24 protein-coding genes are annotated in these 26,192 nt (G+C 37.6%); 20 read left to right on the top strand and 4 right to left on the bottom strand.

Going from position 1 to position 26,192, the window contains the following annotated elements; translation table 11 throughout:
• Positions 1 to 289: 289 nt before the first annotated feature.
• Positions 290 to 1,222: an alpha/beta hydrolase gene (locus JZO71_RS08625; RefSeq protein ID WP_206899085.1), complete on the top strand. Its 933-nt coding sequence runs from the start codon at positions 290 to 292 to the stop codon at positions 1,220 to 1,222.
• 115 nt (positions 1,223 to 1,337) lie between these two features.
• Here JZO71_RS08625 and gap read toward each other — a convergent pair whose 3' ends face one another.
• Positions 1,338 to 2,348: a type I glyceraldehyde-3-phosphate dehydrogenase gene (gene gap / locus JZO71_RS08620; RefSeq protein WP_206899084.1), complete on the bottom strand. Its 1,011-nt coding sequence runs from the start codon at positions 2,346 to 2,348 to the stop codon at positions 1,338 to 1,340.
• Positions 2,349 to 2,646: 298 nt separating this feature from the next.
• On the opposite strand from gap, the gene obgE reads away from it, so the two are divergent.
• The 8 genes from obgE to JZO71_RS08580 all read left to right on the top strand — a co-directional run bounded on the left by obgE (position 2,647) and on the right by JZO71_RS08580 (position 13,251).
• Positions 2,647 to 3,960, top strand: coding sequence for a GTPase ObgE (gene obgE / locus JZO71_RS08615; protein ID WP_277988605.1), 1,314 nt, complete (start codon positions 2,647 to 2,649; stop codon positions 3,958 to 3,960).
• 247 nt (positions 3,961 to 4,207) lie between these two features.
• The gene (locus JZO71_RS08610; RefSeq protein WP_206899083.1) at positions 4,208 to 4,798 is read left to right on the top strand and encodes a DUF1269 domain-containing protein; all 591 of its coding nucleotides are present in this window, start codon (positions 4,208 to 4,210) and stop codon (positions 4,796 to 4,798) included.
• Between the two features lie 155 nt (positions 4,799 to 4,953).
• Positions 4,954 to 5,898: a ribonuclease Z gene (gene rnz, locus JZO71_RS08605; protein WP_206899082.1), complete on the top strand. Its 945-nt coding sequence runs from the start codon at positions 4,954 to 4,956 to the stop codon at positions 5,896 to 5,898.
• On the top strand, positions 5,895 to 6,683 hold the full coding sequence (locus tag JZO71_RS08600) for an SDR family NAD(P)-dependent oxidoreductase (RefSeq protein WP_206899081.1): 789 nt from the start codon (positions 5,895 to 5,897) through the stop codon (positions 6,681 to 6,683). The genes rnz and JZO71_RS08600 overlap by 4 nt, the downstream gene beginning before the upstream one ends.
• Positions 6,684 to 6,691: 8 nt before the next feature.
• Positions 6,692 to 7,135 carry a LapA family protein gene (locus JZO71_RS08595; protein ID WP_206899080.1) on the top strand — a complete coding sequence of 148 codons (444 nt, stop codon included), beginning with the start codon at positions 6,692 to 6,694 and terminating at the stop codon, positions 7,133 to 7,135.
• Positions 7,136 to 7,579: 444 nt separating this feature from the next.
• Entirely contained in the window at positions 7,580 to 9,877 is a 2,298-nt protein-coding gene (gene recJ / locus JZO71_RS08590) for a single-stranded-DNA-specific exonuclease RecJ (RefSeq protein ID WP_206899079.1), read from the top strand.
• A 13-nt stretch (positions 9,878 to 9,890) separates the two neighbouring features.
• Positions 9,891 to 10,403, top strand: a complete 513-nt coding sequence (locus tag JZO71_RS08585) for an adenine phosphoribosyltransferase (RefSeq protein ID WP_206899078.1) — start codon at positions 9,891 to 9,893, stop codon at positions 10,401 to 10,403.
• 625 nt (positions 10,404 to 11,028) lie between these two features.
• A complete protein-coding gene (locus tag JZO71_RS08580) occupies positions 11,029 to 13,251 on the top strand; it encodes an immunoglobulin-like domain-containing protein (RefSeq protein ID WP_206899077.1) in 2,223 nt (740 codons plus the stop codon).
• 179 nt (positions 13,252 to 13,430) lie between these two features.
• Here JZO71_RS08580 and JZO71_RS08575 read toward each other — a convergent pair whose 3' ends face one another.
• Entirely contained in the window at positions 13,431 to 13,649 is a 219-nt protein-coding gene (locus JZO71_RS08575) for a hypothetical protein (RefSeq protein ID WP_067482330.1), read from the bottom strand.
• Positions 13,650 to 13,785: 136 nt separating this feature from the next.
• Entirely contained in the window at positions 13,786 to 14,409 is a 624-nt protein-coding gene (lexA, locus tag JZO71_RS08570; RefSeq protein WP_206899076.1) for a transcriptional repressor LexA, read from the bottom strand.
• Between the two features lie 146 nt (positions 14,410 to 14,555).
• Here lexA and JZO71_RS08565 point away from each other — a divergent pair, with 146 nt between their 5' ends.
• The 7 genes from JZO71_RS08565 (at position 14,556) to JZO71_RS08535 (ending at position 21,865) form a co-directional block, all read left to right on the top strand.
• Positions 14,556 to 14,795: a DUF896 family protein gene (locus JZO71_RS08565; RefSeq protein WP_067482326.1), complete on the top strand. Its 240-nt coding sequence runs from the start codon at positions 14,556 to 14,558 to the stop codon at positions 14,793 to 14,795.
• A gap of 110 nt (positions 14,796 to 14,905) precedes the next feature.
• Positions 14,906 to 16,900, top strand: coding sequence for a transketolase (gene tkt, locus JZO71_RS08560; protein ID WP_206899075.1), 1,995 nt, complete (start codon positions 14,906 to 14,908; stop codon positions 16,898 to 16,900).
• Positions 16,901 to 17,128: 228 nt separating this feature from the next.
• A complete protein-coding gene (locus JZO71_RS08555; protein ID WP_206899074.1) occupies positions 17,129 to 18,016 on the top strand; it encodes a glucosaminidase domain-containing protein in 888 nt (295 codons plus the stop codon).
• A gap of 166 nt (positions 18,017 to 18,182) precedes the next feature.
• Positions 18,183 to 19,109: a cysteine synthase A gene (gene cysK, locus JZO71_RS08550; RefSeq protein ID WP_206899073.1), complete on the top strand. Its 927-nt coding sequence runs from the start codon at positions 18,183 to 18,185 to the stop codon at positions 19,107 to 19,109.
• Positions 19,110 to 19,299: 190 nt separating this feature from the next.
• The gene (gene perR / locus JZO71_RS08545; RefSeq protein ID WP_206899072.1) at positions 19,300 to 19,746 is read left to right on the top strand and encodes a peroxide-responsive transcriptional repressor PerR; all 447 of its coding nucleotides are present in this window, start codon (positions 19,300 to 19,302) and stop codon (positions 19,744 to 19,746) included.
• A gap of 322 nt (positions 19,747 to 20,068) precedes the next feature.
• A complete protein-coding gene (locus JZO71_RS08540) occupies positions 20,069 to 21,421 on the top strand; it encodes an NADH oxidase (protein ID WP_206899071.1) in 1,353 nt (450 codons plus the stop codon).
• A 162-nt stretch (positions 21,422 to 21,583) separates the two neighbouring features.
• Entirely contained in the window at positions 21,584 to 21,865 is a 282-nt protein-coding gene (locus JZO71_RS08535; protein ID WP_206899070.1) for a DUF5960 family protein, read from the top strand.
• Positions 21,866 to 21,938: 73 nt separating this feature from the next.
• On the opposite strand, the gene JZO71_RS08530 is transcribed toward JZO71_RS08535, so the two are convergent.
• Entirely contained in the window at positions 21,939 to 22,433 is a 495-nt protein-coding gene (locus tag JZO71_RS08530; RefSeq protein WP_206899069.1) for an isochorismatase family protein, read from the bottom strand.
• Positions 22,434 to 22,691: 258 nt separating this feature from the next.
• Here JZO71_RS08530 and JZO71_RS08525 point away from each other — a divergent pair, with 258 nt between their 5' ends.
• From JZO71_RS08525 to nth, 4 genes are all read left to right on the top strand, one after another.
• A complete protein-coding gene (locus JZO71_RS08525; protein ID WP_206899068.1) occupies positions 22,692 to 23,633 on the top strand; it encodes a magnesium transporter CorA family protein in 942 nt (313 codons plus the stop codon).
• A 56-nt stretch (positions 23,634 to 23,689) separates the two neighbouring features.
• A complete protein-coding gene (locus tag JZO71_RS08520; RefSeq protein ID WP_206899067.1) occupies positions 23,690 to 24,583 on the top strand; it encodes an SDR family oxidoreductase in 894 nt (297 codons plus the stop codon).
• 191 nt (positions 24,584 to 24,774) lie between these two features.
• Positions 24,775 to 25,494, top strand: coding sequence for a DnaD domain protein (locus JZO71_RS08515; RefSeq protein WP_206899066.1), 720 nt, complete (start codon positions 24,775 to 24,777; stop codon positions 25,492 to 25,494).
• Between the two features lie 20 nt (positions 25,495 to 25,514).
• Positions 25,515 to 26,174, top strand: a complete 660-nt coding sequence (nth, locus tag JZO71_RS08510) for an endonuclease III (protein WP_206899065.1) — start codon at positions 25,515 to 25,517, stop codon at positions 26,172 to 26,174.
• Positions 26,175 to 26,192: the final 18 nt, after the last annotated feature.

Here is a 26,192-nt window from a genome sequence, read left to right as displayed (position 1 = left end):
TTTTAAAGTGGATGCAAGCTATATGGAGGAGTTGTTTTGGGAACACCGTAGAAAAGGTTGTGGTTCCAAGCGTTAAACTTCAAATAATAAATTAAAAGAAGCAAACAGCCTTTCAAAATAACTTTTTATCATTACGTACTTCCAAAAGGATCAGGACATGAAATTGTCTTGGTCCTTTTTGTTTGTCAAATCGATTTGCATCCGGCACAGACATTGATTATACTTAGAACTAAATTTGTTCGTTTCGTGAGTTATTTTTAATTTAAGTGATAGGAGAAAGATGGAGAATATGAAACTTTGGGTAAAAATTAGTATTGGTGTGATCCTAGTAGTAACGATTGGGTTAGTTTTTGCTGCAAATTATTTTTATAATTATGCGATCGTCCCAGCGCCAAAAGATTTTATCGGCGAAGATACACCTGGAACTACAAAAACGGCGGAAGAAAATGCAACGCAAACCTGGTTCAAAGCAAAAGAAAATCGCACGTATTGGACAATTAAATCAGAGGATCAACTAAAACTTTCTGCCATTTATCTGCCTGCAGCTAAACCAAGTAATCAGACAGTCATTGCAGCGCATGGCTATATGGGAGATGCGGAAACAATGGCAAACTATGCTAAAATTTTCCATGATCTGGGCTACAATGTCTTACTTCCAGATGCACGAGGACATGGCAAAAGTGAAGGAAATTATATCGGATTTGGCTGGCCAGAAAGAAAGGACTATGTAAAGTGGATCAACAAAGTGCTTGAAACAAATGGCAAACAAGAAGAAATTGCTCTTTATGGAATCAGCATGGGTGGGGCAACAGTTATGATGACCAGTGGAGAGCAGCTACCTGATAATGTGAAAGCAATTATTGAGGACTGTGGCTATTCTTCTGTAAATGAAGAACTTTCGTATCAATTAGCAGACATGTTCAATTTACCCGCATTTCCGTTGATGCCTGCTACTAGTTTAATGACGAAAGTTCGAGCAGGTTACTCCTTTAACGAAGCAAGCGCAGTCAAGCAATTGAAGAAAAACGAGACGCCAATGCTCTTTATTCATGGTGATGAAGATAAATTTGTTCCTTTTGAAATGTTAAATGAAGTTTATGAAGCAACTAACGCACCAAAAGAAAAATATATCGTAAAGGGCGCGGAACATGCGAAAGCTTATTCTTTAGACCCAGATAAATACCAGCAAGTAGTAAAAGACTTTCTAGTGAAGTATTTTTAAGCTTTTAAGCGAGTGACGGTGAGCCAAGAACTTCATTATGCCCACATAAAAAAAGAGCCGAGACATTTGTCTCGGCTCTTTTTAGTAAAGTAAGAAATTTTTATTGAAAAATTTCTTATAAGTTAGCAAATTTTTCTAACAAACGAATCATTTGGCAAGTGAAGCCATATTCGTTATCGTACCAAGCAACAGTTTTAACAAGTTGGTAATCACCAGCTGAAGTTACTTCTGTTTGTGTTGGATCGAAGATTGAACCTTGAGTTGTTCCGATTACGTCACCAGAAACGATTTCGCGATCATCATAACCAAATGATGGATTGTCAATTGTATGTTTTTTAATTGCTTCATTGACTTCATCAGCAGTTACTTTTGTTTTTAAGATTGATACTAATTCTGTTAATGAACCATCAACAACAGGGACACGTTGAGCATGGCCTTGTAATTTGCCGTTCAATTCAGGAATAACTAAGCCGATTGCTTTTGCAGCACCAGTTGAGTGAGGAATTGTGTTGTCAGCAGCAGAACGAGCAGCACGTAAGTTTCCACCTTTTACTGGTCCATCTAATAACATTTGTGTTGAAGTATAAGCATGAACCGTTGTCATTGTACCAACTTCGATACCAAATTCGTTATTTAAGAAATAAGCCATTGGTGCCAAGCAGTTTGTTGTACATGATCCAGCAGAGATGATTTTATCATTTGCATCTAAAGTGTCATCGTTTACGTTATAAACGATTGTTTTCATTGCGCCAGCTGGAGCAGAGATCACAACGCGTTTAACGCCTGCATCTAAGTGAGCTTGTGCTTTTTCTTCTGAAGTATAAAAACCAGTACATTCTAGTACAATGTCTACTCCGTTTTCTTTTACCCAAGGGATTTTACTTGCATCAGGTTCAGCATAAACACGAGTTGCTTCACCATCAACCACGATTGAGTCTTCTGTAGCAGTAACTGTTCCAGGATAAGTACCATGTGTTGAATCGAATTGCAATAATTGTGCTAACATAGTTGGACTTGTTAAGTCGTTGATTGCAACTACTTCGATGTCATCAGATACTTCTTTGATACGACGATACGCTAAGCGTCCAATACGTCCGAATCCATTAATACCTACTTTTACTGTCATAATCAAAAGTTCCTCCTTTAATTTAAGGGTTGTGAAAGTGCCGCAACCTCTCTTAATACGATTTAAGTTTGCTACTAAAATTAAAATTTGTCAAAAAATTTATCTTTTCACTTGATTTTTCCGAAAATTCCAACCGGATTTGCTAAAAACACAAAAAATGGTAAGAGATAGCAAAGTTTTAGCTGAAAAGATAGACAAAACGTGATTTCATCGCTAAAATAAATAGGACTTTTGTTTATTGTGGAAATTCAGGTAGTCGAGAAATTTAAATAAATAAATACAATAGGAGGACGAGAATATGTCCATGTTTTTAGATCAAGTAACAATCGATGTGAAAGCTGGTAAGGGCGGCGACGGAATGGTTGCTTTTCGTAGAGAAAAGTATGTTCCTGACGGCGGACCAGCTGGTGGTGATGGTGGTCACGGTGGCGATGTTATTTTAGTTGTCGATGAAGGCTTGCGCACATTGATGGACTTTCGTTTCAATCGTCATTTCAAAGCACAACCAGGTGAAAATGGAATGAGCAAGGGGATGCATGGTCGCGGTTCAGACGACACATACGTTAAAGTCCCTCAAGGAACAACTGTACGTGATGCAGAAACAGGTGCTTTACTAGGTGATTTGATTGAAAACGGTCAAACTTTAGTAGTTGCAAAAGGAGGACGTGGCGGTCGTGGAAACACCCGCTTTGCTTCACCACGAAATCCTGCACCAGAAATCGCAGAAAACGGTGAGCCAGGACAAGAACGTAAAATCGAATTGGAATTAAAAGTCTTAGCAGATGTTGGTTTAGTTGGTTTCCCTTCAGTTGGAAAATCTACATTACTTTCAGTTATCTCTTCTGCACGACCAAAAATCGGTGCCTATCACTTTACTACATTAGTTCCTAATCTTGGAATGGTAACAACGACTGATGGTCGCAGTTTTGCGGCCGCTGACTTACCAGGATTAATTGAAGGAGCTTCACAAGGTGTTGGACTAGGAACGCAATTCTTACGTCATATTGAACGTACCCGTGTTATTTTACATGTGATTGATATGAGCGGAATGGAAGGGCGCGATCCTTATGAAGATTATCTAGCAATCAATCATGAATTATCCACTTATAATTTGCGTTTGTTAGAACGTCCGCAGTTGATTGTTGCGAATAAAATGGATATGCCAGATGCAGAAGAAAATTTGGTGAAATTCAAAGAGCAATTGAATAAAGAAAAAGCAGATGAATTTGCAGATGATATTCCAGTATTTCCAATTTCTGGTGTGACTCGTAAAGGACTGGATGCATTATTGAATGCAACTGCTGATTTACTAGAAGTAACACCAGAATTCCCACTTTACGATGAAGAAATCGAAGAAGAAACAGTTCATTATGGATTTACACCAGAAGGACCAGAATTCAAAATTGATCGTGAGCCAGATGCTACTTGGGTATTAACTGGTGAGAGAATCGAAAAATTATTCCAAATGACGAATTTCGATCACGATGAAACAGTCATGCGTTTTGCACGTCAATTACGTGGAATGGGTGTTGATGAAGCGTTACGTGCCCGTGGTGCGAAAGACGGAGATATTGTTCGCATTGGCGAATTTGAATTTGAATTTGTTGAATAAGATCAGGTAATTAAAAAAATTGTGGTGCCAAGCGTTTAGCTCTGACAGGATAAGCATGCAAGCTATATCGAAGAGTTATGTCTTAAACACCGTTACTTAGGAAAGAGAGGAGACAAAATTTTTGTTACCTCTCTTTTTTTGTTTTTAATTATTTCAAACTAAACACTTTTATTTAGGGGTTATTATTTTATTTCTGGCTAAATCAAAGGTAAAATGAAATGAACGCAAAAAGTAAGGAGTGAGTCAAATGAACAAACGAGTGATTATTTTAAATTTTGATGTGGAGAGTCAAGCTTATCAAGCCTTTTCAGAAATCAAAAAGCTTCACGCTACTCGACAAATCAAGGGGGAACAAATGGCTGTCATCAGTCATGATCCAAATGGCACACATCAATTTAAAGTAGAAGACTTTATCGACTTTACCGGAAGTAATAAATCTTCAAAAGGTGGCATGATTGGCATGCTCGTTGGTATTTTAGGCGGCCCGCTCGGTATTTTACTTGGTTGGTTTGCAGGTGGAATGATTGGAGCAACCCAAGATGCAAAAGAGATTCAAAACGCGCAAACCGTTTTTGACTTTGTTGGAGATAAAATTGGTGAAGGTGCTACTGGTCTGATTTTGATTGCTGAAGAAGAAGATAATCGTCCATTGAACCAATTAGTTATGATGGAACTTGGTGGTGAAATCACACGATTAGATTATGATGAGGTCGAAAAAGATGTGGCTGATGCGAAAGAAGTTGAACGTAGCACGAAAGAAGCAGCACAGAAAACTTGGAGTGAAAAACATCCACCAGTTGAAAATCAACCAATAGATAAGGGGAATTCACAAGAATAAGTTCTATTTTCTTTTTTAGTTGAGTAATTCTGATGAAAAAAGTAAATTCTGGCAGAGAAAAGTGTATTTGAGGCACGTTTCTCTGTCTTTTTCGGTTGCTTATCCGTTCATTTTCCCCTAAAATTAGAGGGAACTCATAGAAAGTCAGGTAGATTATGGAATTACAATTTTTAGGGACAGGTGCAGGGGTACCTGCGAAGCAGCGAAATGTAACAAGTATCGCGTTAAAATTATTAGATGAACGCAATGAAATTTGGTTATTTGATTGTGGCGAAGGCACACAAATGCAAATTTTGCGTACAAATATTCGTCCAAGAAAAATCGAAAAAATCTTTATTACACATTTACATGGTGATCATATTTTTGGTTTGCCAGGTTTGATTAGTAGTCGCTCATTCCAAGGTGGAGATACGCCATTGGAAATTTATGGTCCCAAAGGGGTAGAACAGTTTGTTAAGACGGCTCTATCTGTTTCACAAACTCGTTTAAGTTATCCGTTGAAATTTATTGAAGTTCGTGAGGATGAACCTATTTTTAAAGATCAACAGTTTGCAGTGTACACAAAGAAATTAAATCATGGAATCGATAGCTACGGATATCGTGTCGTCGAACAGGATCATAAGGGTGAGTTGCAAGTAGAACGCTTGAAAGAATTAGGTGTGCCTGCTGGTCCGGTTTATGGTCAGTTGAAACGAGGCGAAACAGTTCAGTTAGAAGATGGGACAACAATTAGTGGCAAAGAATTTGTCGGCCCAGATAAAAAAGGACGAATTGTCACGATTTTAGGGGATACAAGAAAGACGGCTAGCGCTATTGAACTTGCTAAAAATAGTGATGTATTGGTTCATGAAAGTACCTTTAACAAAAATGAAGCGAAAATGGCGCATAATTATTTTCACTCAACTTCTCATCAAGCAGCAGAAGTTGCCACAGAAGCGAAGACAGCACGATTATTGTTGACGCATATTAGCGCTCGCTACGTTGGTAAAGCAGCCTTAGAGCTGGAAAAGGAAGCGCAAGAAATTTTCCCAAATACAACGATCATGAAAGATTTCGATGTGATTGATATTCCATTTAGAGACGAGGAGGAATTGTCATGAAATTAGCAAATAAAGTGGTACTCGTAACAGGCGGATCTGCGGGATTAGGTGCAGAAATCTGTTACGAAGCGGCAAGACAAGGAGCGATTGTGATTACTTGTGCTCGACGGATTCAATTGATTGGAGAAGTAAAAGCAAAGTGCCAAGAATTAAGTGGAAAAGAAGCATATGCTTTCCAAGTTGATGTTAGCAATCCAGAAAGTGTTGAAAGTTTGTATGAAAAAGTAATGACGGAAGTCGGACGAGTGGATGTTTTGGTCAATAATGCTGGCTTTGGCATCTTCGAAGACTTTCTACAATTTGATTTAGGTAAAGCTTATGATATGTTTGAGGTCAATGTGTTAGGGATGATGGTCTTGACACAAAAATTCGCAATCGACATGGCAGAAAGAAAAAGTGGTCGTATCATTAATCTAGCATCAATGGCAGGGAAAATGGCTACAGCCAAATCAACGATTTACTCCGCAACTAAATTTGCTGTGATTGGTTTTTCAAATGCATTGAGATTGGAATTAAAACCATTTGGAGTTTCAGTAACGACTGTTAATCCAGGACCAATTGCTACAGAATTTTTCGATAAAGCAGATCCAAGTGGGGAATATTTAGCCAACTTAGGACAAATCGTATTAGATCCGACTAAGTTAGCTAAACAAATTGTGCGGAATATGAGTCATCCAAAACGTGAAATCAACCAGCCCGTTGTTATGGAAATTGCAGCCAAATTCTATACGCTTTTCCCGCATGTTGGCGATTATTTAGCTGGGGGAATTTTTAATAAAAAGTAGGTGGAAAAATGAAAAAACAAAGCAGTGTGATTTTAGGGTTTATTTTAGTATTAGTGATCGTTTTATTTGCAGTATTTAACATCGAACAAGTTCCAGTGAGTCTTGGCTTCGCTTCATTTTCAGCACCATTGATTTTAGTTATTATTGGTTCAGCACTGATTGGTGCTTTGATCGTCTTTTTAACAGCTTCGGCTAGCTTGTGGCAACAAAAAAAAGAAATCAAAAACTTGACACAAGAACTTGCTGAGCATCAAACAAATTTACAACAAAAAATTGAAGCAGCAAAAGAAGAACAACAACGAGAGTTTCGCAACGAACGAGCAGAACTAGAAGCTGCTTATCAAGCAGAACTACAAGCAAAAACGGTGGAAATCAGCCAATTAGAAGAGTCTGGCAATGCCAAAGAAGATGGCGCACAATCGCCACAACAAAGCTTTAATTATTTTGATTAGTCGGTAAACTAGAAAAGGAGTGCGATGATGTCGCACTCCTTTTCCTTTTGTCTGTGTGTAGCGGAAAGAGCCATTTCTCCAAGAAATAAATGAAAGATTGTTCACTTATATCTTGGAGCTAAACGATTGGAGCTACAACCTTCTTCACGGTGTTCCCCAAGCAACTTCTCGAAATAATTTACAACTGTCTAAAAATATGGAAAGCTATTTTTGTCAGTTACTCATTATTTTGTCGAAGCCAGACGCTTGGAACCACAACCTTCTTCACGGTGTTCCCCAAGCAACTTCTCGAAATAATTTACAACTGTCTAAAAATATGAAAAGCTATTTTTGTCAGTTATTCATTATTTTGTCGAAGCTAGACGCTTGGAACTACAACCTTCTTTTCCCCCTCTTCTTTTTGTCGTTTTCGTTTGCTATAATAACTAAGTTAGGAGTGAGACAGTGAAGCAAGCAAATTATGATTGGAAATTAAGCAGCGGAGAACCTTCTGAAGCTTTTTTTCAGCTAATCAATAACCATAACTTATCTCCTTTTATTGGCAGAATGCTTTGGCAGCGCGGATATCAGGAAGAACAAGAAATCAAACAGTTTTTACATCCAAAAGAACAAGAATTACATGATCCCTACTTGATGCATGACATGGATAAAGCAATCAATAGAATCCAAGAAGCAGTTATTAGCGGCGAAAAAATTCTAGTTTATGGCGATTACGATGCCGATGGAATCACAAGTACGACAATTATGAAAGAAACACTTGAATTACTAGGAGCCGAAGTAGAAGCCTTTTTACCTAATCGTTTTGAACATGGCTACGGCCCAAACCAAGAGGTCTACAAAGAAAAAATCAGCCAGGGTACACAATTGATTGTCACTGTTGATAACGGTGTTGCTGGAAATGAAGCAATTGCTTATGCTCAAAGTGTTGGAGTTGATGTTATTGTAACCGATCATCATGAAATGCCAGCTGTTTTACCAGATGCTTTTGCCATCGTTCACCCACGACATCCAGATGGAAACTATCCATTTACAGACTTAGCAGGTGTAGGTGTGGCTTTCAAAGTAGCAACAGCTTTGTTGGAAGAAGCACCAGCAGAATTTTTAGATTTAGTTGCAATTGGAACGGTTGCTGACTTAGTATCGCTAACTGGAGAAAATCGCAGTTTGGTCTCACTAGGCATTGATGCAATTCGTCATTCAGAAAGAATCGGGTTACAGGCATTGTTTGCTGAAAGTGGCGCGAAAATGAAAGACGCTGACGAAATGACGATTGGTTTTTCGATTGCACCACGCTTGAATGCAATTGGCCGAATGGGCGATCCTAATCCAGCTGTTGAACTGATGGCGACCTTTGACGAAGAAGTTGCACAAACACAAGCAAAAAAATTAAATGAAATCAATGAAGAGCGAAAAAGTATTGTTGAAGAAATCACACAGGAAGCGTTAGCTATGGCAAATCCTGCTAACAGTATCCATTTACTAGCGAATAGTGGTTGGCATGAAGGTGTTTTGGGGATCGTTGCAGGTAAAATCATGAATGAAACAGGTAAACCAACTATCGTACTGACTTTAAAAGAAGATGGAACTGCCAAAGGTTCAGGCCGAAGTGTAGAAGCTTTGAATCTTTATGAAATGTTGAACCAAACAAGAGATTTATTTACTTATTTCGGTGGACATCATGCAGCTGTTGGTTTAACTATGCCTCAAGAAAATCTTGAAGTATTGCAAGAAAAAATGAATGCGTATGTGAAAGAAAATAAGATTGATCTAACAAAGGGACCAACAATGCAAATTGATGAGGTACTTTCACCTAAAGATGCTTCTTTGACGTTGTTAGATGAGTTGAAATTGTTAGCACCTTTTGGGACAGATAATCCTGTGCCACAGTTTTTATTTCAACAAGTGACAGCAAGACAAGTGAAAAAGATTGGTGCCAATCAACAACATTTGAAATTTGTTTTAACAGATGAGGGTGAACAGCTGGATGCAGTTGCCTTTGGATTTGGCTCTCAGGAAAGTGAACTGTTGAATGATTCACTTGATATTGTTGGGAAACTCTCAGTGAATGAATGGAATGGTCGAAAAAAAGCACAACTGTTGGTTTCTGATTTTGAGGTCAAAGGGCTGCAAGTATTTGATTGGCGTGCAAAACGATTTCGGGACCACGAGGTGTTACCGGAAAAGGCATGTTATCTAGCCTTTGATGAAACAGTTAAAAAACAAGTTTCGCCAAGTATTCGTGAGCAAGTAGTTCTCTTTGAAGAGATGGATCAAATGAAACATTGGTTGGAAACGAATCAACCAGAATCACTTGTGTTAGTGGATTGCCCAACTGAACTTGATGAATTGAAAGCCGTTTTTAATGCAGGAACTTTTAGTCGAGTTTATTTATTGGGTATCTCCTCACAAGAAGCTTATCTGAATGGAGTAGGCTCTAGAGAACAATATGCTCGTTTGTTCCAGTTTATTAAAACACAAGATAAGGTTGATATTCGTTATAAAACAAAAGCAGTCGCTCAGTATTTGAAAATTCCAGAAAAATTATTAATTTTTATGATTCAGGTGTTTTTTGAATTGAAATTTGTTACAATAGACGATGGTGTTTTACAAAAAGTCGCCCATCCAGAAAGTCACCCGTTGACTGAAAGCACTCTGTATCAACAGCGACTAAAGAAAATTAAAGTTGAGGAATTCTTATTATTAAGTGATATTCCTACCATTAAGAGATGGCTAACAACCTAGGAGGAAACAAACAGTGGATTTAAGAGATTATATTGCCAGTATTCCGGACTATCCGTCAAAAGGAATCGTTTTTCGTGATATCTCACCGTTAATGGCAGATGGAGATGCGTATCGTGAAGCAACAAAACAAATTGTCGATTATGCAAAGGAAAAACGGATTGACATGGTGGTTGGACCTGAAGCACGCGGATTCATTGTAGGCTGTCCAGTAGCGTATGAGTTGGGCGTGGGTTTTGCACCAGTTCGTAAAAAAGGGAAATTACCTCGTGAAACAATCGAAGTAACTTATGACCTAGAATATGGTACAGATACATTGACTTTGCACAAAGATGCGATTCAACCGGGTCAACGTGTACTGATTTGTGATGATTTGTTAGCAACTGGTGGTACGATCAAAGCAACGATTGAACTAATTGAAAAATTAGGTGGCGTAGTTGTTGGTTGTGCATTCCTGATTGAATTGATGGACTTACATGGTCGCGATAAAATTGAAGGTTATGACATCATCACATTGATGGAATACTAAGAAAAATCAAGTGGATCTTCAGAAATGACTAAGACACAGTGTCTGGTCTTTTCTGGAGATTTTTTTATTGAGTAAATGTTTAAAAAACGCTGTTAAGCTATTTTTCTACCGTATATAAATAACATGTATATGATAACGATACTTTTCTAGGAATCTCTCTTTTTTTTTATTCGATTTCTGTCAAAAACACTTGTTAAAAGTGATCCTAGATGAAAGTTGTTGAGAATTTTTCTTAATAAGTTCACGCTAAATTCTAAATAAGAAGGATACTTGCTTCTACAAATAGTGAAAAAACAGCTAAATACTCACTATTTTGAAGGGATAACAAGCGTATTACTAGAAGAACGCTTCAATGAATGATAATTGAACTAATTTATTGAAAATTGTCTTTAAAGAGAGCATTTACAATAATGAAATCTTTCCAATAAAACAGTTTTGAGCAACGAAAACACTCTGAACATGTCGAATTACTGACATTATTTGGGGGTTGCTTGGTATGAAGGAGTCGATTAATATTCACAACAGATATTGTTTCACTCATTTTTTGAAACCCGGGATCAAAGTATGCGTAAACATTCATCGAAAATAATTTGTAAAATAGTTTATTGAAGGGAAATGATTATCGTTGAAAAAAGAACAGTTGCTAAAAAAGGTAGCATCACCACTTGTTTGTGGACTGATGTTAGGTGGTCTTGCTATATCAACAATTCAGCCAATCATCCAAGTTCGTGCTGAAGAAAAAACGAGTTCAAAAGCAACAACAAGTTTAACAGAAGAGGCCTGGTTGGAATGGTCAGAAGTCACAAAGTTAACGGAATTTGGAAGTTCAGACACAACAGGAAAGCAAGTCAAACACAATGGTAAAATTTATGCAGCAACTTGGTGGAAAAACGGAGAGACGGACGTAGCGCCCGGATCAGGCGAAGCAACTTCAACTGGTTGGGAAGAAGTAGGAACAATAGCTTCAGACGGTTCAGTGACTCTTAATACAGGGATTACGGCTAATCCATTTGAACCGACGATTGATCCGAATGTTGATCCAGATACTCCTTATGCAGGCGTCGATGCAGGACAGGGCGTGAAGTGGGGCGAAAAGGTTTTTGCACCATATATTGATGGCGGTTTATGGTATAACGGAGAAAATGGTTATCAAGGATTGTATCCTCTTGGTCAAGAAGTGAAGAAATCACAGATCAGTTACGCAAATATTGGTTTTATTGTATCAGATCCAAGTAATCCTAAGACGGCTTCTTTTGGCGGATACTATAATGTAGATGGTACCGGAACAAATGGTTCAGTTGTTACAGCATTCGCTAAACAAATCAAGGAATTTCGCGCACAAGGTGGAGATGTTTTAGTTTCATTTGGTGGAGAAAACGGCACACCACTTCAAGATGTCTATGATAATGCTGAAGAACTTGCGGATAAATACATTGAGATTGTTGAGCATTATGGATTAACAACAATTGATTTTGATATTGAAGGTGCCCATGTCCGCGACAAAGAAGCTTGGCAAAGAAATAATGATGCAATCAAAATCATGCAAGATAAGCTGGGTGATGAAGCGCCTGACGTTTGGTACACGTTCCCCGTTTTACCAACTGGTTTAGTAGGTGAAGGAACAGATAATGATGCGTATAACGTACTACAAGATGCTGTCCAAAAAAAGGTTGATGTTCATGGTGTAAATATCATGACGATGTGTTTTGGTCCAGCATTTGTTACAGGAGCTACAGATACATACTATACATATGTCGAGCAAGCATCAGAGAGTTTAGCCGGACAATTAAAACGAATTTATAATGATGCTGATCAAGCCTTAACGGATTCCCAAATTTATCACAAAATTGGTTTAACGCCGTGGGTAGGAAAATCAAGTCAAGCAAACGAAACGTTTACTCAATCTGATGCTAAAGCCTTATTAGCGTATGCAAATGAAAAACAAATTGGCATGCTTTCTTTCTGGTCGTTGAATCGGGATAATGATTTGAATGAAGATTTAAAAAATACTGGACTCGAACAAGAAACCTATGAATTTTCAAAAATTATGGGTGAGTTTGACGGAGAAGCAGGCATAAGAGACCAAGCACCAGTAATTAAAGGCGCAACAAATGAAACAATTGAGTTGAATGATTCCTTTGATGTTTTAGCAGGCGTGACTGCGACTGATCAGGAAGATGGAGATCTAACGGCTAAGATCACGACTACTGGAATGGTGGATTCTTCAAAGGCTGGTGAATACCAAATAACTTATTCTGTGGTAGACAGTCAAAAAAACCATTCAGAAAAGATTCGGACGATTACAGTAGTTGATCCTAATGCAAATACAAAACCAATTTTTTCTGGTTTGAAAGATCAAACCATTGAAGTTGGTACAACCTTTGATAAACTAGCTGGTGTAACAGCGAACGATCAAGAAGATGGCGACTTAACATCAAAAATAGTTGTGACGGGAAATGTCGACACTTCAAAAGTTGGAGCGAATGATCTTACATATACAGTTTCTGACAGTAAAGGTGAAAAGACAATGCAAACAATTACTATAACAGTCAAAGAAAAAGAAAATGTACCTAACTATTCATCAACAACGATTTACGTGAAGGGAGACAAAGTTACCTATCAAGGAGCAACTTATACGGCTAAATGGTGGACAAAAGGGGATACTCCAGGATCCGCACAAGTTTGGGAAAAAGAAATAATAAAAAATGAGGATGGGAGTGTCGATTATTATCAAGGTGGGACATATGTTGCGGGAGATCTTGTAAATTACAATGGCAAACAATATCTCGCTAAATGGTGGACACAATCTGTGCCAGGTAGTGATGCTTCGTGGGAATTAAAAAAATAGTCAACTAATTAAGAAATACAAAAAGACGATCAAAATTTTGATCGTCTTTTTTGATAAAGAAATAATAATTCTTATTGAATGAATACTTTGCATTAGTCAAAGTAAAGAACAAGCAATTGCTTTCAGTATAATAGCCAGTAGATGATTATGACGAACGATTATTTACCCTGATCTTTCTTTCAAGATTGCCGAGAGCGTAAGTAATGTTCATGATAGAAATGTTCTTCATGAAGCCTACGCTGTTCGGCTTGACGATATTTTTTTTCGTCCCACAACATAAACCATAATGTGAATAACGGAAGAAAAATAATCAATGCCGGTTGGATCCCAAAATTGCCAATCAAAATACCTAAGAATAAAACCAGTAATACCAAGCCAATACGTCTAATTGATTTCATGAATTCTCACCTCATTTATTTATGCGAACGTTTGTTCGTAAAATCATTATACGAATGTTTGTTCGGTTTGTAAAGGGGTAAGACCAATAAAAAAAGAATTGCAGAAGTTTTACTGCAATTCCTTGGTTGAATTATATTAATAAATGTGGCTACGATAGAGACCAACTACTAAACCTAAGATAGCGACCTCATCTAAAATGATTGGTTCTAATAAGTCATTTTCAGGTTGTAAGCGGAAATGATCTTTTTCTTTATAGAATCTTTTGCAAGTCGCTTCATTTTCTGTTGTCATAGCGATGACGATATCTCCGTTTTTAGCACTCTCTTGCTTCCGAACGATGACGTTATCCCCGTCTAAAATCCCCGCATTGATCATACTTTCACCTCGAATGGTCAGCATGAATAAGCTGCCTTCTTCTGAAGTTAAATTGGGTGGAACAGGAAAAAAGTCGGAGGCATCTTCAACTGCAAGAATCGGCTCACCAGCGGTAACTACTCCGAGCATTGGAATAGTAGATGGTTTGATCCCAATCTGATCTAACCCTAAATCAGTTAGTTCGATTGCTCGTGGTTTTGTCGGGTCACGTAAAATGAATCCTTTTTTTTCTAATCGTGCTAAATGTCCATGGACAGTTGATGTTGAAGAAAGGTTAACAGCTTCACCAATCTCACGAACAGTTGGTGGGTATCCTTTACGGGTCACTTGTTCGTGGATATAACGTAAGACTTCGATTTGTCGTGTTTCAGTTTGTCGGGCCACAAAGTACACCTTCTTTCACTTAATAATTAAATAATACCACATAAAAAGCGCTGTTTCAAACAAATGTTCGCATGTGAATGTGGATACCTAGTTGTTTTTTTTGGTTTTTTTATATAATATAAGAAGAGAAAAAAGGAGGGCTGATAATGTTATCACCTGAAAAAATTGCACGTATTAATGAATTAGCCAAAAAGAAAAAAGCTGAAGGTCTTTCAAAAGAAGAAGAAAAAGAACAGATTTTATTAAGAGAAGAATATTTGACAGCTTTTCGCTCTGGCATGAGACATCATATTGAAGGAATGAAAATTGTTGATCCAGAAGGTAATGATGTGACACCAGATAAATTAAAAGAAATTCAAAAAGAAAAAGGGTTACATGACCGTTAGTGTGGTTTTTGGTAAAAAATACCAAAAAAGCATTGATTTTTTGAACTGCATCCGCTAAAATGAGCATGAAATGAATTACAGTAAAAAAAACCTAAATTGGAGGGGTTCTTTTGTTCGACAAAATTGATCAACTAGGCGTTAACACAATCCGTACATTAAGTATTGAAGCTGTACAAAAAGCAAATTCGGGTCATCCAGGCTTACCGATGGGTGCTGCACCGATGGCATATGCACTTTGGACAAAACATTTGAAAGTAAATCCTGTTACTTCAAGAAATTGGGCAGATCGTGATCGTTTTGTACTTTCTGCTGGGCATGGTTCAGCCATGTTGTACAGTTTACTTCACTTATCTGGCTATCAAGTAACAATTGATGACTTGAAACAATTCCGTCAATGGGGATCAAAAACACCAGGACATCCAGAAGTACATCATACAGACGGCGTTGAAGCAACAACTGGTCCACTAGGTCAAGGAATCGGCATGGCTGTTGGTATGGCAATGGCAGAGGCGCACCTTGCAGCAACTTACAATAAAGAAAACTTTAATATTGTTGATCATTATACTTATGCTTTATGTGGTGACGGCGATTTAATGGAAGGCGTGTCTCAAGAAGCAAGTTCTATGGCTGGACACATGAAATTAGGAAAATTAATCGTTTTATACGATTCAAATGATATTTCACTTGATGGCCCAACTTCAAAAGCTTTCACAGAAAACGTCGGCGCTCGCTACGAAGCGTATGGCTGGCAACATATCTTAGTGAAAGATGGAAATGATTTAGAAGCTATCTCTAACGCGATTGAAGCAGCTAAAGGTGAAACTGAAAAACCAACACTAATTGAAGTGAAAACAGTTATCGGTTATGGCTCACCTAATGAAGGAACATCTTCTGTCCATGGTGCACCGATTGGTGATGACGGGATCAAGATGGCGAAAGAAGTATATGGTTGGGATTACCCAGATTTCACAGTGCCTGAAGAAGTGGCTACTCGTTTCCATGAAAAAATGGTTGAAGAGGGCGAAAAAGCAGAAGCACAATGGAATGAAAAATTTGCTAATTATAAAAACGCTTATCCAGATTTAGCACAACAATTTGAAGATGCGTTTGCTGGAAAATTACCAGAAAATTGGGATGCTGAGATGCCAAGTTATGATGAAGGTCACAGCCAAGCAAGTCGTGTGTCCAGTAAGGATATGATCCAAGCAATTTCAAAAGCAGTTCCTAGCTTATGGGGTGGTTCTGCTGATTTATCTGGCTCGAACAACACAATGGTTGCTGCTGAAACTGATTTTGAACCGGGCAATTATGAAGGCCGAAACATCTGGTTTGGTGTTCGCGAATTTGCCATGGCAACAGCGATGAACGGAATCCAATTACACGGTGGTACACGTATTTATGGCGGAACATTCTTTGTATTCACGGATTACTTACGTCCAGCTATTCGTCTTGCTTCCATTCAAAAAGCACCAGTTATCTATGTATTAACACATGATTCAGTCGCAGTGGGTGAAGATGGTCCAACGCATGAGCCAATCGAACAACTTGCTTCTGTTCGTTGCATGCCAGGTGTACATGTTGTACGTCCAGCTGATGGCAATGAAACGCGTGCCGCTTGGAAAATTGCGATGGAATCAACAGAAACACCAACTATTTTAGTGTTAAGTCGCCAAAACTTACCAGTTCTTCCGTCAACAAAAGAAAAAGCCGATGACATGGTGAAAAAAGGTGCTTACGTACTTTCTCCTGCACAAGGTGAAACACCAGAAGGTATCTTGATAGCAACTGGTTCTGAAGTTGATTTAGCAGTTAGAGCGCAAAAAGTTTTAGCTGAAAACGGCAAAGATGTTTCTGTTGTTTCAATGCCAAGTTTTGACTTGTTTGAAGCACAATCTTCTGAATACAAAGAAAGTGTTCTTCCAAAATCTGTAACTAAACGTGTCGCAATCGAAGCGGCTGCACCGTTTGGTTGGGAACGTTATGTTGGGACAGAAGGAACAACAATCACCATTGATCACTTTGGGGCATCAGCGCCAGGAAATATTATTCTTGAAGAATTTGGTTTCACAGTTGAAAATGTTGTCAAAACTTACGAAGAATTATAAAAACAGAATAATTTAATTAGAAGAACAAGCTGGGAGAAGTTCCCAGCTTGTTTTATTGAAAACAAAGTTACTGTTTGATTTCTTTTGTGTTACAATTTCGTTACATAAGCAGAAAACATCCAGATTAAATTGAGATTTTGTCAAAATAAACGTATAATTTATTTAATTAAGTTTGTTTTAAGGAGAAAACTTTTATTTGAAGTTTTTTTATTTTGAGGAGGAATACGAATGCAAGAGCTGAAAACCCGTAGCGCCCGTCATCATAAGGCGAAGAAACCTATGGTGATTAATAAAAAAGCCATTGCTCCATTAATGGGAACAAGTCTTTTGGTTGGGCCAATGATGGTTACAGCAGCACCACAAAGTGCACATGCAGATGAACAAGGTACAAACCAAACAACAACTGATCCTCAGTCTTTTATTAACCAAATTGGTTGGTCTGCATCAGAAGTTGCCGCCAACAATGATTTGTATGCTTCTGTGATGATTGCACAAGCATTACTTGAAAGTGCTTATGGAACATCTGGATTAGCAAGCGCACCAAACTATAATCTCTTTGGTGTTAAAGGAAGTTATAATGGTGCTGTTGTTTATATGCCAACAAAAGAATATTTAAATGGTCAATGGGTGACGATGAATGAACCATTCCGTAAATATTCTTCTTATTGGGAATCCTTCCAAGACCATGCGAATGTGTTACGTTCGACTAGTTTTTCAACTGGTGATTATCACTACTCAGGTGCTTGGAAAAGTAATACAACCAGTGTTTATGATGCTACGGCTTATTTGACAGGCCGATATGCTACTGATCCCACTTATGGAGAGAAGCTAAACTCATTGATCAGCACATACAACTTAACACGTTTTGATACACCATCAACTGGCTCTGTTACAAGCACGACAACGACAACAACCACAACGACGACTTCATCCACAACGCAATCAACTTACAGTGGAAATACTCAGTCAACTGGCACGGGTCAAACATATACAGTTGTCTCTGGTGATTCACTATGGGGGATTGCACAAAAATTTGGTATGTCTATTGATGACTTGATGGCAAAGAACGGATTAAGTGACTATTCATTAATGGTTGGACAAGAGTTATCTGTTTAATCGTTTGAGTTATTAATTGTTTTGATATGAAATTCCTTAAAAAGTAGTTTAGATATTTTTATCTAAACTACTTTTTTGTCGCATGTTTTAAGACGAAATATTCGCCAGATAGTATCTGGTTGTATTATGATAAAGAAGTAAAGACAGGTCGAAGGGAGAGAGTTTCATGCCACAAATCTATCAAGCGATTACTGATTTGATTGGAGAAACACCAATCGTTAAATTAAACAAAATAGTTCCAGAGGATTCTGCAGAAGTTTATGTTAAATTGGAATTTTTCAATCCAGGGGGCAGTGTGAAAGATCGGATTGCCTTAAGCATGATTGAAAAAGCAGAACAAGACGGAAGTTTGAAACCTGGTGACACGATTATTGAACCAACTTCTGGTAATACAGGGATTGGTTTAGCGATGGTTGGCGCAGCTAAGGGCTATCGAGTGATTATCGTGATGCCTGAAACAATGAGTATGGAACGTCGTTTGCTAATGAAGGCTTACGGTGCTGAATTAATTTTAACACCTGGAGCTGACGGCATTTCTGGTTCCATCAGAGAAGCAGAACGCTTAGCCAAAGAACATCATTATTTCTTACCACTCCAGTTTGAAAATCCAGCCAATCCTGAAATTCATGAAAAGACGACTGGTCCTGAAATTCAGGCTGCTTTTGGAGTGGCTGGGTTAGATGCTTTTGTTTCAGGAATCGGAACAGGGGGAACGATCACTGGTGCTGGACATGAATTAAAACGTGTCTATCCTGAAATAAAAGTTATCGGTGTTGAACCTGCTGAGTCAGCAGTCTTAGAAGGAAAACCAGCTGGTCCACACAAAATTCAAGGGATTGGAACAGGATTTATACCGGATACACTGGATACGAAAGTTTATGATGAAGTTTTGCCAATCACTGGTGAGGAAGCAATGGAAATTTCAAGAGAAGTCGGTCGTCAAGAAGGCTTTTTGGTTGGGATTTCTTCAGGTGCTGCAATTGCAGCTGGTTTAAAAATTGCGAAAGAATTGGGTAAAGGGAAAAAAGTTTTAGTTATTGTACCAGATAATGGGGAACGTTACCTATCAACTGCGTTGTATCAAGAGGATTAGAATCAACGATATCAAGGGGGCCGAGACGAAAAGTTGTCTTGGCCTCTTTTATATACTTTGCTAATCTTTAGGTTAACTTTAACATTTTGCATAGAAAAACATGAATTTTAATTTTATCTTTATGAAATGTAGATTTTGAAAAATAAAAATAGTATGATAATACGTGAATGATCACGTAGGAGGTGTCAATGTGGGCAACAAATTGGTAGACGAGGCAATCGAAAAACTAAAGCATGAAAATATTCGGATCACACCTCAAAGATATGCAATTTTAGAGTATTTAATCGAACATCATTCTCATCCGACAGCTGATGAAATCTATAAAGCGTTAGAACACCGTTTTCCAAATATGAGTGTCGCAACAGTTTATAATAATCTTCGGTTATTTACATCTATTGGTTTTGTACAAGAAATGAATTACGGAGATGCGTCAAGTCGTTTTGACTTTACTTCGACACGTCATTACCATGTGATTTGTCAAAACTGTGGGAAAATCGTGGACTTTCATTACCCTGGTCTTGAAGATGTTGAGATGGCTGCCAGTCGTTTGACTGATTTTGAGATTAATGAACATCGTCTTGAACTGTATGGCTTGTGCCCAGAGTGTCAACAAACACGAGCAAGCGAGTCTGTTTAATTAAAAAATGTATCACAAAAAAGGAATGCCACTAATTTATTTTGTGATACTTGGTGAAAAAGAAAGCAATAAAAAACTATTTTATCTCAATTTTGGGTAAAATAGTTTTTTATTTTTTCACACTTTCACAATCCTTTTATTGCGTAAGCCTAAACGGCTACTGTATGAAGCTTTTTTTAACAGGTTTTCTTGCTGTTTCCTTTTAAAAAGTAAGCGGATTTTCACTTGTGAATTCACAAGCATAAAACTTCTGAATACGTTTTATTTTTGCTATAGTTAGCATTGTCAAAAGACAAAAAGTTTAGCAGGAAGAGGGATTACCATGAAAGTAGTTGTAATTGGCTGCACCCATGCTGGAACAGCAGCTGTAAAAAGTATTTTAAATAATCATCCAGAAGCAGAAGTAACAATTTATGAACGTAATGACAATATCTCATTCTTATCATGTGGGATTGCTTTGTATGTCGGAGGCGTAGTTAAAGATCCTGCTGGGTTGTTTTACTCCAATCCAGATGAACTTTCTGGGTTAGGTGCGACAGTTAAAATGGAACACAATGTCACAGATGTTGATACAGAAAATAAAACTGTAACTGCGGAAAATTTAAAAACTGGTGAAGTTGAAACAGTTTCTTATGATAAATTAGTTATGACAACAGGTTCATGGCCAATTATTCCGCCAATCAAAGGAATCGAATCTGAAAATATTTTACTATGTAAAAACTACAACCAAGCCAATGAAATTATCGCACAAGCCAAAGATGCAAAACGTGTCGTAATCGTTGGTGGAGGCTATATTGGGATCGAATTGGTTGAAGCTTTTGTTGAATCTGGAAAACAAGTCACTTTGATTGATGGATTAGATCGTATTTTAAATAAATATTTGGATAAACCATTCACAGATGTTTTGGAAAAAGAATTGGTGGATCGTGGAGTAACTTTAGCTTTAGGTGAAAACGTATCAGAGTTTATCCCAGATGAAGCAGGTAAAGTAAAACAAGTCAAAACACCTAGCGAAACATTTGATGCAGATATGGTGATCTTGTGCGTTGGTTTTAAACCAAATACAGAGTTGGTTGCTGGAAAAGTTGACACATTACCAAATGGTGCAATCAAGGTCAATGAATATATGCAAACAAGCAACCCTGATATTTTTGCAGCTGGTGACTCAGCAGTTGTCCACTATAACCCTTCAAATACTCAAAACTATATTCCGTTAGCAACAAATGCTGTTCGCCAAGGATTATTAATTGGGTACAACTTAACTGAAAACAAAATGCATTATCGTGGAACACAAGGAACATCAGGCTTGTATTTATTTGGTTGGACTATTGGCTCAACGGGTGTAACAACCGAAAGCGCACCATTAAACAATTTGGATGTTCAAGCTACCTTATTTGAAGATAACTATCGTCCAGAATTTATGCCAACAACTGAAAAAGTCTTGATGGAATTAGTATATGAAAAAGGAACAAATCGTATCGTGGGTGCACAATTTATGTCAAAATATGATATCACGCAATCTGCGAATACATTGTCACTTGCAGTACAAAATAAAATGACAGTGGAAGATCTAGCACTATCTGATTTCTTCTTCCAACCACACTTTGATCGTCCTTGGAATTACTTGAATTTACTTGCACAAGCAGCTTTAGCTGAGATTGCAGAAAATAAATAAAAAATAAATAAAAAATAAAAAGACATGCCAACAGTAAGTTAGCTGACTGCTGGCGTGTCTTTTTATTTTGTGAAAGTTTATACGCTTTAAAAGTATAATTAGTTGTAATCTAGCCGGTTTTTTGTGAAAATAAACTAGGAGTTTAAATTGGAGGGATGTCAGATGGAAAAAGAATACTTTAACCAGCAAGAAGCATTTTTAAAAGATTATCAAAAATTTGCCAAACAAAATGATGTGATGATTGATCAATTAGCAGATCAAGTGATTGAAGAATTAAATCGAACGCAAGCAGATCGTTTCACCTTGTCAAAAGAAGAAGCCGTGGATGGACAGAGTCACTGTTTCCCTTTTAGCCGTCGTGTATATTCGGATGAAAATGATGGTACTTTGAATACAAGTTATACGTATGAAGGTGAGCCATATGTTTTAGAAACGGAAGAATAATTTGAACAATAAATACAAAAGACCTCGTGAGTTATTTCGTGAGGTCTTTTTACTTTACTAAGATAAAACTCTTTTATTCGACAATTGAAACATTAAAATGTTTTAGCAAATCAAAGGCTACTGCTTGTTGTTCTTTACTAGCAACTAAGCGTTGGTTGATTGTAAATTCAGCTTCTGGAAACGCGCTTTGTAAAGCAAGTACGTTTGCTAGAATACATAAATGTGTTTCTACTCCCGTGACCTCGATTTTTTTTTCTTCCTGTTTGTTTGCAAAGAAATTATCCTTTATTTCGACTAATTTTTCAGGAGGAATCGTAAAATAATATTTTTTGATTACTTGTTCCTTTTCTAGAGGTGTTAAAGCGGAAATTAGTTGAAGATCATTTGTTTCCTCTGCTTTTCCTTTCTTTTCAACAGGAATGTCGCGCGTAAATAAAACGTATTCGTTCGTTTTACGTGCTTTTTCTAACCTTTGAGTAATAGGGTGAACTAAGTGAGTCGCATTGGGAACGTAAAATTTACTTGTTGGATTAAGAATGTGGTTTTGCATATCGATAATAACTAGCATTTTTATTCTCCTTTTAACGAAAGATGAATGGAATAAACCTAAGTTCTTGTAATTTAAGAATAACGGAGAAGATTCTAAATGGAAAATGAAATGATTGATGAATCAACGGGACTTTTAATTGATAAACTATAGTTAATCGAATTCTTTGAATAAAAAAAGTGAAACAGTTATTATAATGATAGATAGATGAAAAAAAGATTAAAAAGCAACGGCTTAGTTTGAGCGATGCGTTGAGTGGAATGGGAAGGAGGAACAAGAATGCCAGCGTATTACTTTGTTGATAAAGAAAAACAGGTGACAGATTCAGATGAAACAAAGTGTAATTGGATAATCGTGAATAATAAAGATGTAAACGAGATTGAAAAAATCACACAACATTATCAATTACCGCAAGATATTTTTATTGGTATTTCTTATCCTGAAGCGATTTCAAGAGTCGAGTATCTCCCTGGTACGAAGTTGAAGAATGCATTTTCACTTGTATTGTTAAATCTTTCCAGTAATCGTACAAAAATCGAAGAACGTTTAACACCAATTTCTTTTGTGGTGTCGGACGATCTTTTGATTACTTGTGTAGAAACGGAAACGATTTTTATTAAGAATCTGATTGACAAACATCAGAAAAAGCTTGATTCATTTGAGAAAATCATTGCCTATACGATTTTGAACAGTTATACCCATTTCGTTAAAGAATTACAGAAAATGAAGCAAGAAATCGACTCGTTAGATGAAGGTGCACGTAGGACAACTGAAAATGAAGAACTTTACAAGCAAGCTGATCTAGAGCGAACCATTGTTTACATTGATCACACACTAAGAGATCAAAAAGAGACACTTGATGAATTGTGGGAGGTGAATGATTTTGCGGAGAAATTAGCTGATGATCAGTTACTTTACGACGTCAAATTAAGGCAAAGACAGACTGAAAAAATGATTTCGATTTATCGGGATTTGCTTGAAAGTATCGGAAATCTTTTTAGTGGCATGATGGACAATCACTTGAACCATTTAATGAAATATCTTGATTCTGCAACGTTAGTGATTTCAGTTCCAGCAATGATTGCTGGAATTTGGGGTATGAATACTGGTGGTTTGCCAGGTAGGAGTTCTGAGTTAGGTTTTTTCTTAGTTCTTATTGGTTCTGCTGTAGCAACTGCTGCTGTAGCGCTACATTTACTGAGAAAAGACTATACGAAATAGTTAAGTTTGAGTGGCTGTTTTGAAAGAAAATTTGTTTTAATAGGAGGAGGAATAGCATGACTGAACCAAAATTAGTAGATCCGCGAAAATTATACCATACGGAAAAATTTCCAAAACAAGACCAAGATACACCAGCCCTACAACAAGATATGAAACCTGTACCAGATTGTGGTGAGGAAACTTACGAAGGATCCAATCAATTAGAAAATCGGCGTGTATTGATTACTGGTGGGGACTCTGGTATTGGACGTGCTGCTGCGATTGCCTTTGCAAGAGAAGGTGCAGATATCGCATTACAATTTTTCCCAGGAGAAGAAGAGGACGCGAACGAAGTAGCACTGTTGATTGAAAACGCGGGTCGGAAAGTAGTACTGTTGCCTTTTGATTTGCGTGATGAGCAAGCACCTAAGGAAATCATTCGTCAAACAGTAGCTGAATTAGGTGGCATTGATACATTAATTCTAAATGCTGGACAACAAATTTCTTGTTCATCCATTGAAGAATTGCCTATGCAACAAGTAAAAGATACTTTTATGGTAAATATCATTGCCATGTTTTCTTTAGTCAAAGAAGCGTTACCTCATCTTCCAGCTGGGGGAGCTATTGTTAATACAACTTCTGTACAGGCGACAAATCCAAGTGAACATTTACTTGATTACGCAGCTACTAAAGCCGCTATTGCGAATTTTACGATTGGCTTAGCAAAACAGTTAGCGCCGAAAGGTATTCGGGTGAATGCTGTCGCTCCTGGACCAATTTGGACACCTCTACAACTTGACGAGGGGCAACCAAGCGAAGCTATTCCAGAATTTGGACAAGATAGTCTTTTAGAACGTGCAGGTCAGCCAGCTGAGTTAGCTCCAGTGTATGTGTTTTTAGCCTCAAATAAAGCAAGTTATGTTACAGCCCAAATTTATGGCGTAACTGGTGGCGAGGCAATTAATCTGTAAAAACATGAATCAATCTCCTAGTTAAGTGATGAAAAATGACTGAGAGAAGGAAAGCATTAGGAATCTTTACCTTGAGATTTCTGGTGCTTTCTTTCGTCTGCTTCCGAAGAAGTCAAACCAAAAATCAATGAGGCAAACTTGCTTCACCTGGGCTTTTTCCGTATACTGATTTTGAAGCGGAGGAAAAGAACATGCTAAGTTTAACCAAATATCTACAATCAGGCCAGACGACTATTTCTAATTTGTTATTCGTAAATTATCGGAAAATGGGCCTGGAATCAGAAGAATTTCTTTTTATTTTGCAGTTACACATGAAGCAACAAGAAGGGGACTTCTTTCCTGATTTACAATTGATAGCGATCAACATGGGTTTGAAATCAGATCAAGTTTATCAAATTTTAAATCGATTGGTTAGTGGTGGTTTTCTCGTAATTGAAACAATCACTGTTGATGGTAAAAAAGCGGATCAATATAATTTACTTCCGTTGTATGAACGACTTGAAAAGTATTTAGATAGTCAAGCATCAAAAGCCAAAGAAAATCAGCAAGAGCAAGAGATTCAATCGGTTTATCGGTTATTTGAACAAGAATTTGGTCGACCGTTGTCTTCAATCGAATTCCAGCGGATTGGACAATGGCTAGAGGAAGATCACTATCAACCGGAAGTGCTAAAGCTTGCTTTGCGTGAAGCGGTATTGAATCAAGCATATAGCTTTAACTATGTCGATCGAATTTTGTTGTCTTGGGAACGAAAAAATTTACGAACAAAGCAACAAGTTGAGGAAGAACAAAAACGACGTAAACAGCAACTGTTGCAAAAAGAAGTAGAACAGTCTGCACAATCAGAAGAATTACCTAAAGTCTCTTTGACAAATTGGTTGGAAGAAGAACTGAGAAACGAAACAAAGTAGAAAATGATGAGGAAGACAAGATGCTAAGTAAAGAAAACACAATGCTAGCAATTGAAGAAATGTATAAGATGTTTCCAGATGCACATGGGGAACTCGTTCATAAAAATCCTTTTGAATTATTGATTGCTGTGATTTTGAGTGCCCAAGCAACAGATGTTTCAGTAAATAAAGCAACGCCGGGACTATTTGAAGCATTTCCTGATCCAGAAACATTGGCGCAAGCTTCTGTCGAAGAAATTATTCCGAAAATCAAAACGATTGGTTTATACCGAAACAAAGCAAAGAATATCAAAGCGTGTGCCGAACAGTTGTTGGAACGCTTCAATGGGGAAGTCCCTAATACACGGGAAGAACTGATGTCTTTACCTGGGGTAGGACGTAAGACAGCCGATGTTGTCTTAGGGGATGCTTTTGGAATTCCAGCTATTGCCGTTGATACACACGTCGAGCGGGTGTCTAAACGATTACGAATTTGTAAATTAAACGCAAATGTACTCGAAGTGGAAGAAACTTTGATGCGAAAAGTGCCAGAAAATCTTTGGGTGAAAACACATCATACCATGATCTTTTTTGGTCGTTATCACTGCACAGCGAGAAATCCAAAGTGCGAAGTTTGTCCGTTGTTGCCGATGTGCCAAGATGGAAAAATGCGAATGAAAGAAAAGGTCAGGACAAAATGATGTCCTGACCTTTTTGTA

The sequence above is a fragment of the Candidatus Enterococcus courvalinii genome (genome assembly GCF_017315945.1).
In the GTDB taxonomy this organism is placed as follows: Bacteria; Bacillota; Bacilli; order Lactobacillales; family Enterococcaceae; genus Enterococcus_B; species Enterococcus_B courvalinii.
The sequence above is the reverse complement of the archived record's forward strand: the minus strand, read 5'-3'. Positions and strand labels throughout refer to the sequence as shown.

Bases quoted from the DNA above. Each gene is read 5' to 3' on its own strand.
- JZO71_RS08535 (WP_206899070.1), top strand. From the start codon at position 21,584: ATGGAAAAAGAATACTTTAACCAGCAAGAAGCATTTTTAAAAGATTAT.
- JZO71_RS08525 (WP_206899068.1), top strand. From the start codon at position 22,692: ATGCCAGCGTATTACTTTGTTGATAAAGAAAAACAGGTGACAGATTCA.
- cysK (WP_206899073.1), top strand. From the start codon at position 18,183: ATGCCACAAATCTATCAAGCGATTACTGATTTGATTGGAGAAACACCA.
- JZO71_RS08565 (WP_067482326.1), top strand. From the start codon at position 14,556: ATGTTATCACCTGAAAAAATTGCACGTATTAATGAATTAGCCAAAAAG.
- nth (WP_206899065.1), top strand. From the start codon at position 25,515: ATGCTAAGTAAAGAAAACACAATGCTAGCAATTGAAGAAATGTATAAG.
- JZO71_RS08540 (WP_206899071.1), top strand. From the start codon at position 20,069: ATGAAAGTAGTTGTAATTGGCTGCACCCATGCTGGAACAGCAGCTGTA.
- rnz (WP_206899082.1), top strand. From the start codon at position 4,954: ATGGAATTACAATTTTTAGGGACAGGTGCAGGGGTACCTGCGAAGCAG.
- JZO71_RS08575 (WP_067482330.1), bottom strand. From the start codon at position 13,649: ATGAAATCAATTAGACGTATTGGCTTGGTATTACTGGTTTTATTCTTA.
- JZO71_RS08610 (WP_206899083.1), top strand. From the start codon at position 4,208: ATGAACAAACGAGTGATTATTTTAAATTTTGATGTGGAGAGTCAAGCT.
- obgE (WP_277988605.1), top strand. From the start codon at position 2,647: ATGTCCATGTTTTTAGATCAAGTAACAATCGATGTGAAAGCTGGTAAG.
- JZO71_RS08600 (WP_206899081.1), top strand. From the start codon at position 5,895: ATGAAATTAGCAAATAAAGTGGTACTCGTAACAGGCGGATCTGCGGGA.
- gap (WP_206899084.1), bottom strand. From the start codon at position 2,348: ATGACAGTAAAAGTAGGTATTAATGGATTCGGACGTATTGGACGCTTA.
- JZO71_RS08530 (WP_206899069.1), bottom strand. From the start codon at position 22,433: ATGCTAGTTATTATCGATATGCAAAACCACATTCTTAATCCAACAAGT.
- JZO71_RS08520 (WP_206899067.1), top strand. From the start codon at position 23,690: ATGACTGAACCAAAATTAGTAGATCCGCGAAAATTATACCATACGGAA.
- JZO71_RS08515 (WP_206899066.1), top strand. From the start codon at position 24,775: ATGCTAAGTTTAACCAAATATCTACAATCAGGCCAGACGACTATTTCT.
- JZO71_RS08625 (WP_206899085.1), top strand. From the start codon at position 290: ATGAAACTTTGGGTAAAAATTAGTATTGGTGTGATCCTAGTAGTAACG.
- JZO71_RS08555 (WP_206899074.1), top strand. From the start codon at position 17,129: ATGCAAGAGCTGAAAACCCGTAGCGCCCGTCATCATAAGGCGAAGAAA.
- JZO71_RS08595 (WP_206899080.1), top strand. From the start codon at position 6,692: ATGAAAAAACAAAGCAGTGTGATTTTAGGGTTTATTTTAGTATTAGTG.